This is a genomic window from Mycolicibacterium chitae (assembly GCF_900637205.1).
Lineage (GTDB): Bacteria > Actinomycetota > Actinomycetes > Mycobacteriales > Mycobacteriaceae > Mycobacterium > Mycobacterium chitae.
Genome location: NZ_LR134355.1, coordinates 3,925,607 through 3,938,357 on the forward strand (window position 1 = coordinate 3,925,607; position 12,751 = coordinate 3,938,357).

The 12,751-nt window shown below is 73.6% G+C and carries 9 protein-coding genes; 3 read left to right on the forward strand and 6 right to left on the reverse strand.

The window, feature by feature from the left end:
• Nucleotides 1-10: 10 nt before the first annotated feature.
• From EL338_RS18750 to eccCa, 3 genes are all read right to left on the reverse strand, one after another.
• Complete coding sequence (locus tag EL338_RS18750; protein ID WP_126335128.1) at nt 11-343, reverse strand: WXG100 family type VII secretion target; 333 nt, start codon at nt 341-343, stop codon at nt 11-13.
• Nucleotides 344-408: 65 nt separating this feature from the next.
• A complete protein-coding gene (locus EL338_RS18755; protein ID WP_126335129.1) occupies nt 409-1,521 on the reverse strand; it encodes a type VII secretion-associated protein in 1,113 nt (370 codons plus the stop codon).
• On the reverse strand, nt 1,518-5,078 hold the full coding sequence (gene eccCa / locus EL338_RS18760) for a type VII secretion protein EccCa (protein ID WP_235666205.1): 3,561 nt from the start codon (nt 5,076-5,078) through the stop codon (nt 1,518-1,520). The genes EL338_RS18755 and eccCa overlap by 4 nt, the downstream gene beginning before the upstream one ends.
• A gap of 91 nt (nt 5,079-5,169) precedes the next feature.
• Between eccCa and EL338_RS18765 the strand changes: the two genes are divergently transcribed.
• Nucleotides 5,170-6,201, forward strand: a complete 1,032-nt coding sequence (locus tag EL338_RS18765; RefSeq protein WP_126335130.1) for an EsaB/YukD family protein — start codon at nt 5,170-5,172, stop codon at nt 6,199-6,201.
• Entirely contained in the window at nt 6,201-7,520 is a 1,320-nt protein-coding gene (gene mycP / locus EL338_RS18770; protein WP_126335131.1) for a type VII secretion-associated serine protease mycosin, read from the forward strand. The genes EL338_RS18765 and mycP overlap by 1 nt, the downstream gene beginning before the upstream one ends.
• On the opposite strand, the gene eccB is transcribed toward mycP, so the two are convergent.
• The 3 genes from eccB to EL338_RS18785 are packed head-to-tail and all read right to left on the reverse strand — an operon-like array spanning nt 7,470 to nt 10,626.
• Nucleotides 7,470-8,828: a type VII secretion protein EccB gene (gene eccB, locus EL338_RS18775; protein ID WP_163791840.1), complete on the reverse strand. Its 1,359-nt coding sequence runs from the start codon at nt 8,826-8,828 to the stop codon at nt 7,470-7,472. The two genes, mycP and eccB, sit on opposite strands and share 51 nt — an antisense overlap.
• A gap of 50 nt (nt 8,829-8,878) precedes the next feature.
• Nucleotides 8,879-9,931: a polyprenyl synthetase family protein gene (locus tag EL338_RS18780; RefSeq protein ID WP_126335133.1), complete on the reverse strand. Its 1,053-nt coding sequence runs from the start codon at nt 9,929-9,931 to the stop codon at nt 8,879-8,881.
• Nucleotides 9,928-10,626, reverse strand: coding sequence for a hypothetical protein (locus EL338_RS18785; protein ID WP_126335134.1), 699 nt, complete (start codon nt 10,624-10,626; stop codon nt 9,928-9,930). The genes EL338_RS18780 and EL338_RS18785 overlap by 4 nt, the downstream gene beginning before the upstream one ends.
• A 108-nt stretch (nt 10,627-10,734) precedes the next feature.
• Between EL338_RS18785 and EL338_RS18790 the strand changes: the two genes are divergently transcribed.
• On the forward strand, nt 10,735-12,747 hold the full coding sequence (locus EL338_RS18790) for a hypothetical protein (protein WP_126335135.1): 2,013 nt from the start codon (nt 10,735-10,737) through the stop codon (nt 12,745-12,747).
• Nucleotides 12,748-12,751: the final 4 nt, after the last annotated feature.

The window sequence follows — 12,751 nt, forward strand, 5'->3', positions numbered from 1 at the left end:
GCGGCGGCCCTCAGAGCTCGGCCGCGCTGGCGCTGACCTGCTGGGCGTGCCGTTCGGTGGCCGCGCGCAGGGCTCGCTCGTTGGTCCGGATGGTTTCGGCGATGGCGTCCAGCGCGGTGCACAGCCGCACCGATTCGGCGTTCCAGCGTTGCATCACGTCGCGGAACACCGTGGCCGCCGTGCCGCTCCAGACCGACGGCGGCACCGCGGTCAACCGGCCGACGAAGGCGTGCAACAGCCCGCGCACCTCGGCGCTGCGGGCATCGGTCAGGGCCGCCACCTTCGCCATCAGTGCGAAGTCGGTGGCTAGGCCGTCCTGTGGTGTGTCGTGTGGTGTGGTCATCTGCTCCCCTGGTGTCGGATCTTCCTTGTTGGTTGGACGGTGCCGGGACGAATTCGGTTCCCTTTTCACCGGATTCGATGTGCCGAGCCGATCGCCGCGTCGCACACGGCGGAAAGTTCGGGCGGGCCCACACAGCCGATGCCGATCCGGATTCCGTCGTCGACGAGGACCGTCCAGCGGATCTCGGCGCCGGGGCGGATCTCCCGGTAGGTGATCGCCGGGCGCTGCGCGCGCCGGTCGGTGGGGTTGAAGTCGACGAACACCCCGGGTGGTTGCTCGCGCAGCGCGGCGTGCAGGGTGGCGGCCACGGCCGGCAGATCGCCGCCGGGCACGGCCGCCTGGGTGAGGTGCAGGACCGCGGCGGGTTCGCCGGGGGCGGCCACCTCCAGCCGCGCCGATCCGGGTCCGTCGGTGACGCGGCGCACCGCCCAGCCGTCCGGGACGGCGGTGCTGATCCGGCCCTCCACGAGAGCCACCGTCGGCGGCGCATCGACCGCGGCCTCGGGTGCGGCGAGCCAGGCCGCCCCGGCCAGCGCGCCGCCGAGGCCGACGCCCGCCACCCAACGCCAACGGTTCCCGGCCCGCGCCGGTGTCGGGAGATCGGGCGCCGCAGGTTCGATGGCCCATTGCCGGGGATCCACGGGGGTCACGCCGGTGCGCAGGCGCGCGGTGATCAACCCGCCCAGCACCGTGGCGCCGGGCACGTCGGCGGGTGCGTCGAGGGCCACCGATCCGGCGCCGTCGACCAGCTCCGCGACCCGTGCTGCCAGCGCTTCGGTTGTCCCCGAGCGTGTTTCGACGACGTGACCGCCGGCGCGGGCCACCAGCAGCTGATCCGGCCCGATCTCGACTACGGCGTCGGCGGCGGCCGAGGCCGACCGCGGCCGGGTCAGCACCCGGTCCGCCAGGCCGGCGGCCGCCGCGGCGACCATGGCCGGTCGCGTCGCGGGCCACCAGCTGGGGTGGATCAGGTGCGCCTCGGATGCGCCGTCGAGCAACGGCGTGAGGACCCGGCGCCACACCGCCGCGGTGCGCACCGCGCGCTCCCCCACCACGGTCATCGGGTCATCGCCCGCCTGCAGCGCCGCGTCGGCCAGGTCCGGGTCGGCGGTCCTCGGCACCCCGTCCAGGCGGCGGATCGTGACCGGCCCCAGCTCGCAGACCGCGACCCGGGTCACGGTGCGCTCCAGGCGACCTGGACCAGCTGCTCGCCGCCGGCGCGGGTGCTCAGCACCCCGCGCCCCGGGGGCAGCGCCGCGGGACGCGTCGAGCCGAGCAGCGGTCCCTCATCGGCGGCGGCGCTCATCTGCAGTCCCATCGCGTCGCTGTGCCGCACCGCGGCGAGGAACGGCTCGTAGAGCGCACGCGCGGCGCCGGCGGCCGGGCGCGCGATCACCAGGTGCAGGCCGATGTCCCGGGACGCCGGGAGGAACTCGACGAGTGGCGCGAGCGCGCCCGCGGAGGTCAGGTCGGCGTCGTCGATCAGGATGAACACGTGCCCGGCCGCGCCGTGACGCAGCCGCGGCACCGCCTCGGCGACCAGCGCGGTGAGGGCGGCCTCGCCGACGACGTGGGTCGCCCCCGCGGGTGCGGTCAAGGTCCGGCGCGGGTCCACCACGATCAGCCGGTCCGGCCCGCCGAGCTGCTGGGCGATGCCGCGCAGCGTCGCGGTCTTGCCGCAGCCCCGGTCGCCGAGGATCAGCAGGTGCGGCTGCACATCGAAATCCAGTACCACGGCGCGCAGTTCAGCCTCGTCGAGTCCGAGCGTGACGCGGCGGCCGGGTCCGGTGTCGTGCGGGAGGGTTGCGCGGTCGACGAGGTGCGGCAACACCTTGGTCGCCGGTGCCCGGTGGCCGGGATGGCGGGCGGTCAGCGCGGCGCCCGCCGCCGCGGTGGCTTCGGCCAGACCGGCGGCGGTGGCGGCCCCGTCGAGGCGCGGCAGCGCCAGGGTCAACGCGGACCCGTCCGGGGCCAGTCCTCGGCCCGGCCGCTGCGCGGGCACGCTGCGTGCGGCGCGGCGGTCGACCTCGGAGTCGATGGGGTCGGCCAGCCGCAGTTCGATCCGGGTGCCGATCTGATCGCGCAGCGCGGGGCGCAGGTCGGCCCAGCGCGATGCGGCCAGGACGACGTGCACACCCAGCGAAAGGCCCTCCGCGGCAAGGTTGGTGATGGCCAGTTCCAGGTCGTCGCGCTCCTGGCGCAACGCCGCCCAGCCGTCGACGATCAGGAACACGTCGCCGAACGGGTCCTCCGCACCCAGGGTGCCGTCGGCGCGGCGGCGCCGATACTCCGCGATCGAATCGAGGCCGTGCCGGGCGAACAGGATCTCCCGGCGGCGCAGCAGCGCGGTCAGATCGGTGACGATGCGCCGGGCCAGTTCGACGTCGCGGCGGGCCGCGACCGCGCCGACGTGCGGCAGCCCGCGCAGCGGACCGAGGGCGCCGCCGCCGAAGTCGAGGCCGTACAGCTGGATTCGCCGCGGGGTGTGCGTGGCGGCCAGTGCCAGCGCGAGGGTGCGCAGCGCCGCGCTCTTGCCCGATTGCGGCGCTCCGACGACCGCCACGTGGCCCGCCGCGCCGGACAGGTCCACCATCAGCGGTTCGCGGCGCTGGTCGAAGACGCGGTCGACCTGCCCGATCGGCACCCGCAGGTCCGCGGCCGCGACGTCGGACAGCAGCGCGTCCAGGCTCGGCGAGTGCGGCAGCGGCGGCAGCCACACCCGGTGGGCGGCCGGCCCCCGCCCCTCGACGGCGTCGAGCACCGCGTCCAGCAGCGTGCCCGCCGGCGGGGGCGCGACGGGTTCGGGACGCCGCGCTTCGGCGGTGAACTCGGTGACGGTGCGGACGGGTTCGGGGCCCGGGGCGGGCGCAGGTGCGGGACCCGACACCGTGACGGCGCGGAAGCGCAGCGGCTCGCCGGCGCCGGCCTTCAGGTAGGCGCTGCCGGGTGCGGCGGGCAACTCGTAGGCGTCCGCGACACCGAGCACCGCCCGAGACTCTCCGGCCGACAACGTCTTCAGGCAGATCCGATAGGACAGGTGCGATTCCAGTCCGCGCAGCCGGCCCTCCTCGAGGCGCTGACTGGCCAGCAGCAGATGCACACCCAGGGACCGGCCGAGCCGGCCGATGGCCACGAACACGTCGACGAATTCGGGGTGTTGGCTGAGCAGTTCGGCGAACTCGTCGACGATGACCAGCAGCGTGGGCAGCGGCGGCAGGGACCGGTCGTCGGCGCGGGCGCGCCGGTAGGCGTCGACGCCCCCGAGGTTGCCGGCTTCGCGCAGCACCCGCTGCCGCCGCTGCAGCTCACCGGTGAGGGCCTCCTGCATGCGCTCGACCAGGTAGGCCTCGTCGGCCAAGTTGGTGATCACGGCCGAGACGTGTTGTGCGCGTTCCAGTCCCAGAAACGTCGCCCCGCCCTTGAAGTCCACCAGGATCAGGTTGAGTTCCTCGGAGGAATGCCCCGCGATCATGCCCAGCGCCACGGTGCGCAGCAGTTCGGACTTGCCGGAGCCGGTGGCGCCGATGCACAGCCCGTGCGGACCGATACCGCCGGCCGCGGATTCCCGGATGTCGAGGTCGACGGCCTCGCCGCCCGGGGTGGTCCCGATCGGGATGCGCAGGGGCCGGTGTGCGCGGTTCATCAGCTGCGACCAGAAGTCGTCGGGCCGCCGCCCGGCGTCGTCGCGGTGCCGGGTCAGCCGGCGGGCACAGGTCAGCGCCTGCGCCTCGCCCATCAGGTCCGGGGTGGCCGTGGCCAGCACCGCGCCGTCGGCGCGGCAGGCGGCGACCTGCTGCGGGGTCACCGTCAACTCCAGATCCGCCGCGTCGGAGCCGCCCATTACCAGCACGCACATCGGCGGGGTGGCCGCGGGCACCCCGGCCGCGTCGAGAACCACCAGCAGCCGACGATCGGTGCCCAGTTGCCCGGCCTCGGCGAGGTCCCGGCAGAACATCGGTGCGGGGTGCCGGTTGTGCGGTAACCATTTGATCCAGTCCCACCGCCGGCGCGCCGAGGGGCCGGCCACCACGGCGATCGCGACCTCACCGGGCCCGTGCGAGACCGCCAGTTGGCAGATCATCGACCGCGCCAGGGCGGCCGCGTCGGCCGAGGCGCCGCGCACCGCGACCACCCCCGCGGCCGGCAGGTCGATGGTGACCGGCAGCCCCGGCACGGTCGCATAGGCGGCGAGGAATTCCCGCAGGGCCGACTCGGTGACGGGGTCGGGGGTCTGCGGGCCCTGCGCGTCGTCGGGGCGGGGTGCCCGCACCGGGCGGGTGTCGGGGGTGACGTCGCCGCGGCCGATGCGGAGACGGCCGAAGTCGGCGTCGCCGGGCCGGCACCGCCACATCGCCGGGGTCCCCACCGCGGCCCACAGCGCATCGGGGTCAGGATGGCGTTGTGCGGACCGAACTTGTTGCCGCGCAGCGGCTTCGGCCAAATCGGCACCGGTGCGGTCCAGATAGTCCAGGTAGTCGTCCCGGTCGCGGTCGAGCTTGGCGTTGCCGCCCGCGCCGACACCGTAGGCCAGCGAGGTCAGCGTCGAGACGATCATGATCACCGGGAACGCCAGCATCGCCGGGTTGTGCTGCGGCAGCGGCGCCCCACCGACGCCGAGCGCCACCATGACGCCCGCCCCGGCGACCAGTCCCAGGACCGGCAGCCAGCGGTTCCGGGCCCAGCCGCGGGTGTCCCGCGGCAGCGCGGGCGGCTCCGACACGGTGATCTCGACCACGGAACGGACCGTATGCAGCGTCGCCGCACCCGGCAATTCACCTGTGGATCGTCGCGCACGCACCGGGTACGGATCGGCCTAGCGTCGCGGCATGCGAGTCTCGATCCGTCTCAACGACATCGGCTTTGACGTCACCGTGCCCGACGATGTCCCGGCCGCCGAACTGCTGCCGGCGCTCTGGGACATCGGTATCGCCCACGGCGCCGACGAGGGCACCGCGGCGCTGTCCCGGCATCTCTACGCTCCGGGCGTGGGCCCGGTGGACCCGTCGGCGACGCTGACCGAGGCCGGGGTGACCGACGGTGAGTTGCTGGTGCTGACCACCGAATCGGCAGTGCCCACCGAGGTCCTCGATGTCGACCCGGCGCGGGCGCTGGCGCGCCACACCCGCGACCGGGGCCGCTGGACCCCGCGGCGGTCCCGGATCGCGGCGCTGGCCGCGGCGGCGTGCGCGGCCGCGGCCGTCGGGGCCACCGCGATTCCCGAGGCGCCGGTCCCCCGGTTGTTGTTGGCCGCGGCCGCGGTCGCGACGGTCGCGGTCCCGGCCGCGCGGCGGGCACCCGGGGTGACCGACGTGTTCGCCCCGGTCGCGATGGCCGCGGGGCTGGTGATCGCAGCGGCGTTGCCGGCCATGATCTTTGACGCCGGGATCGCGCTGACCGGTCTGGCCTTGGCCGCCGTCGCGCTGGTGGTGCTCGCGACGGCGGGACGGGCGGTCCTGACGCGGGGCGGATCCGAACCCGCTCGGTGGGCGGGCCTGCACGCCCGCGTGGTGGCGGGGGCGGCGGCCGCGGCCGGGATCGGCGCGGTGCTGGCCGACGATGTGGTGTTCAGCGCGGTGGCGGCCGTGGTGCTGTTGTTGCGGGCGGGCCATCCGCTGCCGCCGACCGCCCGCGCCGTGCTGCTGACCTCGGGCACCCTGAGCGCCTGCGCTGCTCTCGTGACCCAGGCCCCGGCCGGGGCGACGTGGCCGGCCGCGGTCGGCGTGGCGGCCGCGGTGTTCGCGATCCGGTGGGCCGTGGCCGGCCCGACCGCCGGGCTGCTGCGCGTCCTGGCCGCGGCCGAACAGATCGCGTTGGTCGCGGTGCTGCCGGCCGCGTGGTGGGCGTTGGACCTGCGCTGATGCGCACGTTTCGGATCCTCGCGGCGGCGCTGTTCGTCGCGGCCGCGGGGCCGGCGCCACCCGCGCAGGCGCTGACACCGCCGGTCATCGACAGCCACCGGCTGCCCGGACCCGCCGCACCGACTCCCCCGGTCGCCACCGCCCAGCGCGAGATCTGCGCGGTGCCACGGCAATTGCCCACCGACGGCGCCCCCGAGCATCCCGTGGCCGCGCTCGGTCTGGAGGCCGCGTGGCAGCTGACCCGCGGGCAGGGTCAGCGGGTGGCCGTCATCGACACCGGCGTCGCGCGCCATCACCGCCTGGCCCGCCTCGAGGGCGCCGGGGACTACGTCGCCGCCGGCGACGGCACCGAGGACTGTGACGGCCACGGCACCGTCGTCGCCGGGATCATCGCCGCCGCGCCCGGCCCCGACGGGTTCTCCGGCCTCGCGCCGGCGGCGACGGTGCTCAGTATCCGCCAGTCGAGCACTAAGTTCGGGCCCGCCCACGACCCGGGGGCGGTCGGGTTCGGCGACGTCGAAACCATGGCCAGGGCCGTGCGGACCGCCGCCGACCGGGGCGCCACGGTCATCAACATCTCCTCGGTGGCCTGCCGCGCCGGGGCGCTCGACGACGGCGCGCTGGGCGCCGCGCTGGCCTACGCGGTCGACGTCAAGGACGCGGTTGTGGTCGTGGCGGCCGGCAACATCGGTGGCGCCGGGCAATGTCCGAGCCAGCCCGATGGGGCTGCTACGCAATGGGATACGGCCACCGTGGCGGTCAGCCCGGCCTGGTACGACGACTACGTCCTGACCGTCGGGTCGGTGGGCCCGGACGGCGCGCCGTCCGCGTTCACCATGCCCGGGCCGTGGGTCGACGTCGGGGCACCGGGAGAGAACCTGGTGTCGCTGAACCCGGCGGGCAACGGCCTGATCGACGCGTTGCCGGCCGCCGCGGGCGACCGGCCGATCTCGGGCACCAGCTATGCCGCGCCCGTCGTCGCGGGCCTGGCGGCCCTGGTCCGGTCCCGGTTTCCGGACCTCGATGCCCGGCAGGTGATGCAGCGCATCGAGACCAGCGCGCGCGGCGGACGCGGCTGGGATCCGGCGATCGGCAACGGGGTCGTCGATCCGGTGCGGGCGCTCGGCAGCGAATCGGTGATGGCGGCGCCGTCGCCCCGCGCGCAGGGTCACCCGCTCACCCCGGCAGCCGAACCCGCGGCGGATACCGGTGCCCGCAACGCCGCCCTGATTGGTGTCGGGGTGTGCGCGGTGCTGTTGGTCGCGGCCTCAGCGTTGGGCGGGCGTCGCGGGCGCGACGACGACGTCGCGGGCCACTGAAGCCGCCGCACGACTCAGCGGCGGGCCGGCCGGGAGCGCGGCGACCACCGGCCACGGCGCGGGCACCGGCGAGTCGGGCAGGCCCAGTAGGCCGGCGGCCGCGGCGTCGTCGATCGCGTGCCGAACTCCGTTCTCGCTCACCAGGGTTCCCACCCGCGGGCCGCGTTCGGGACGCACGTACAGGGCGCGCCCCGGCGGCAGCAGGACCTCGTCGACGGCCGGCCCGTCGCCGTCGGCCTGCGCCAGCCGCACCGTGGCGTCGGTCGGTACCGCGTCGGCGACCTCGAGGTGCACCGCGCCGGTGGGCAGCCACGTCGCGCACACCGCGGCCGGCGCCGGTCGCGGCGGCTCCAGCCGGTCCGGGTGGTGGGGCACCGTCAGCGCACCCACCGTGGGCACCGCGCTCAGCACGCCCGGCGCGAGGTCGGTGATCGCACGCCCGCCGGCGAAGGTGATCAGGTCGGCCAGCACCGCGCCGACCCGTTGCACGCCGCCGGCCAGCACCACGAAATACTCGGGGCCGCTGGTGCTCTCGATTCGCACGACGTCGCCGATCCGGGTCCCGGGCAGCGCGTCCGGCCCGGGATTTCCGAGACCGGGAATGTCCGGCGCCACCAGCGGCGGGTCCTCGGGCACCAGGCCCAGCAGGGCCGCCGAGACCGGGGCCGGGGTTGTGCCGTCGAGCCGCAGGGCCTGGCGCACCGCCGAGTCCTCGATGTCCAGCGCCGCGCGCCGGCCGTCGTAGAGCAGATACGTGCTGCCGCCCGGCCCGCGGGCGAGGATCGGCTGCGTCGCCGGCAGCGCCGTGATGCCGGCCGGGGGCGGCCCGGCGATGATCGTGGTGCGGGCGCCGTCGCAGACGGTCCACCGCGACTCGGCCTCGGTCAGCGCCGCCCCGATGCGGTGCGGCGCGCCTGGAATCCCGATCGGCGCACCGCGTTTGGCCGCGTCGATCGCGGCGCGGCCCACCGGGTCGGGGTCCTCCGCGCTGCCGGTCGCCAGGCGCGCCGAGGCCAGGTTGAGTGCGGGGTGCAGGACGTCGTCGACGCGGGCGTACAGCGCGCCGGTGTCGCGGTCCATCACGATGGCCGCGGTGCCCAGAGTCGGCGCGGGCCGCAGGAGGTCCAGCAGCATGGCCCCGGCGGTCAGCAGCGCGGCCACCGCGGCGCCGAGGAACACCCAGAACGCCGGCGTGCGGGCACCGTCCGGACCGCCGCGCGCATCGCCGTAGAGCAACGCCCGTTCCAGGCGACGGGCCAGATACCGCCGGGCGCCGGCCTGTTGTCGCTCCTCGGGCACTCCGATCACCGCCCCACCGTAGGAGCAGTCGGCCGCCCCGGGTGCGCGCCGATCCACAGTCAGCGCCAGCGCGCCCACACGTACGGCACCAACGAACGCAGGAAGTCCAGATCCGGACCCGGGCGCGCGTCGGCGAAGGCCTCCTCGAAGTAGTCCTCGGCGACCAGCAGGATCCCCTCGGCGTATTCGCGGGTGAAGTCGATGCTGCCGTAGTCGTCCATCATGGTGCGGACGGTGCGCACCAGTTCCGGGGAGCGTTCGGCCCGGCTGCGCCGCAGATAGTCGCGCAGCACCGCCCGGTCGGATCCGCGCGCGACGTCGAGCAGGTGGACCAGCGTCAGGGTCCGCTTGCCCTCGTAGAGGTCGCCGAGGATCTCCTTGCCGTAGGTCCGTTCGTCACCGATGAGGTTCAGCAGGTCGTCGCGGATCTGGAACGCCGCGCCGAAGTGGAAGCCGAACCGGATCAGCGGGGCCAGGTCGGCGGTGCCGGCCGACCCGATCAATGCGCCGACCCGCAGCGGGTAGATGGTGGTGTACCAGCACGTCTTGTGCATGATCAGCTCGAGGTAGTCCGCGGGCACCAGATCCTCGACATGGTCGGACTGCCAGCCGATCTCGGTGGCCTGGCCCTCCAGGGTCCGCAGGGCCATGGTGTCGAATTCCGCCAGCACCCGGTCGGCCAGCTCCCGGTCCAGGGGCCGGGTCGCCTTGCGCAGCACCTGACTTGCCACGATCGCCAGGCCGTCGCCGGCGTTCAGCGCCGCCGCCAGCCCGTGGCTGGCCGACAGGGTGGGCCGGCCGCGGCGCATCTCGCTGCCGTCGGCGATGTCGTCGTGCACCAGGAAGGCGTTGTGCAGCAGCTCTATTGCCACCGCGATGCCCAGCAGCGCCGCCGAGTCGGCGCCGAACGCGCGGCCCGACGACAAGCACAGGGCGGCCCGCAACGCCTTGCCGGGCCGCGCGGGATACTCGCGCATCGGCCCGTACAGCCACTGCACCGGCTCGCCGTCGGGCATGGCGTCCAGCATCGCCCGCCGGACCTGGCGCCCCACGTCGCGCAGCCGGTCCTCGACCGCGACCACCAGATCCGGGTCGTCGGCGACGCTGGTCACGCGTCGGGCTCGCAGACCCGCAGGCCGACCGGCAACCACAACTCCGGGTAACCCTGCGCCAACAGCATGCCCCGGTACCACCCCGGCGCCACGCCCGCGTCCACGTGCACCGAGAGTTCGATCCCGCGGCTCGACCGCGCCGGCATCGGCACCGCGGCCGGATCGATACGCACGGTCGTCGCCGGCACTGTGCCGCCGTCCGCCGCCAGCAAATCACCGCACCGCAGCCGCACCGGACCGAGATCGGCCCTACCCGGATTGCGCAGCCAGACCTCCGCGCGCGCCGTTTCCTGTGGATGTGCTGTCAATTCGATACGGCCGGAGGCCACCGAACGGCTGAAATCCAGCGCCGCGCCCTCGGCACCGTCGTGCTCCGGGGGCGCCGCCCCGGGCAGCATTTGCTCCATCATCGCCAGCCACGACCGCAGCAGGGGTTCGATATCGGTGGCGCCGAACAGGTCCGCGCGCCGGTCCTGCCGACCATTCCCGCGCGAATCTCCCGTGGAAGTTTCGGCGCCGCCCTCAATTCCGTTCAACCCGGTCGCGGCAATTCGGATAAAACGGTCGACCAACCCGCTGGCCGCACGTAATCCCTCGGCCTGAATACCCGTCAGCGCCCGCATATTTGCTGCCGGATCGAATACCGCGGCCCACGGCAGCTCGCCGCCGGATGCGGCCCCATTCCCACGCTCCATGGGCCTGACTCCTTCGCAATCCCCACCGGTGATCCCACCCCGAAACCCACCCGAATCGGGGCCCGCGTGACGGTATGCTAACTGCGCATACGGGCCAAGGAGGGGGCAATGGCTGCGTTGCGTTCGCTACTCGAGGTGTACGGGGCGTTGGATGCCGCGGTGACTCATGCCTCCGATTCCATCGTCCCAAGTATCGTCGACGAGTTTCTTCCCGGCGCATCGGCGAATACGGGTTGGTATCGCGAACTCGAAACCTTGTTCTTTCCGCAGAATCCGCGACTGGAACCGAACTTCGCCCACGCCATCGCCGAATTGGAGACGACCACCGATGAGGATGACCCGCTGAGCGCCGCGGAGAAGTCGCGGCTGCTCTATGCGACGACGGCGCTGTGCCGGGTGCATCAGGACACCGTTCGCCCGGCGGACCCGAAGGATCCCGAATCGCGCGGGAAACCACCGGAGGAACCGCCCTTCGAGGACTACGTCGCCCGTGCGCTGGCGCTGCTGGGACCGGCCCCGAACAATGCCGGCGACAGACGGGATTATCAGGAGCGCCGGCAAACCTTCAGCGCCACCTGCCAGGAGCCCGGCGGCGCCGTGCAGACCTTCCTGACCGAGTTGCCGCTGCGGATGGCGCACCGCGACCAGTTCTACAGTTTCCGCAGACACACCGTCGACGCGTTGCACCTGGACCCCGACATCCTCGACATCCCGGTGTGCCACGCCTCGGTGATCGACGTCTGCGGCACCGAGGCCGTGGTGGTCGACACCGAATGCACCACCGGCGCGGTGTCGCTGGACAAGCTGAAAAAGGTCGTCAACCCCTTCAACTGGCACCACAACTACCAGCATTTCTTCTGCAGCATGGACCCGATTGCCAAACCCGAGCGCCCCGACGGCTGGCGGCGCGTGCTCGAGAAGGTCGGATTCTGCAGCGTCTCGAACAATCTGCACCTGTGCACCGCGCTGAAGTACCACCTGTCGGTCAGTGGCCAAGACGAGAAGATCCCTTGGGCGCGACTCGATTACGACCTGGATGACCCGTGCCCGGGCCGGGGCGGCGACGGCCGGGTGACCGTCGACCGCGGCTACATCAACATGTGGGCCCACAACGACACCAACAGCGCAGCGAAAGACGGTGTGGCCGTGCGGACCCGCAAGGTCGTGCACATCACCGGCGTCTCGCCGTATACCCAGGCCCGACTGGTGTGTATTGCCGGCTACGGCACGGCCTCGGGCGACTTCCTGATCGGCGCGGCCCAGCACCCGTCCAACGAATGCAAGGAGTTCGACCACTACGACACCGGCGTGCCGGTGCCGGCCGAACCCGCACCCAACCCGGCCGCCGCCGGGTTCGCGGCGGACGGGACGCCGCGGCCGGCCGACCACGCGGTCACCACCGCCGTGAAGCTGTGGACCGACGCCGTCGCCAACATCGGCACCAGCTACTTCAACCTGGCGGGGCGCTGGTCGGCCGGCACGCTGCGCCTCGCCGACGTCACCAAGCACTACCAGGGCGTCACCGAGCAGTTGCTGACCAAACCGCTCGAGTACCTCGAGACGGTCACCCAACCGCGCTACCCGACGCCGCCCGCCGAAACCCCGGCGGCACCGTCGTCGGGCAACCCGGTCCTGCGGGAACAGGAGGCCGCCGCGCGGGCGCTGCAGGAGCAGTTGCGGATCATCATCGCCAACGCCGCCGCGGACGACAAGGCCGGCAAGTGGGGTCTCGATGGCTGGATCCGCACCATCCACGACCTGATCGACCTGCAGATCCGCACCGTGGCGGGGTACCTGCAGACCGCCGGCGCCGGGCCGTGGTTCGGCGGTCTCGGACCGGGCAAGCCGTGGCCCTCGGAGAAGGTGTTCGTCGAACCGGCGAAGTTCCCGCGCCGCCTCGATGCCGTCGGATTCCGACGGGTGGGCCGCGGCGACGACACCGTCGACAGCGCGCTGATCGAGTTCCGGCCGGCGGTGCTCGACGCCAACGCCGACCACTTCCGGGTCTACCTGAGAGACGAATGCCGGATCGGCGCCAATTACACCGGAACGGTGCGGTTCACCAGAGCCGACGGGATCCCGGCCGCCCTCGATCCCCTGCCCGTCACCGTTGGGTTGTGAGCAG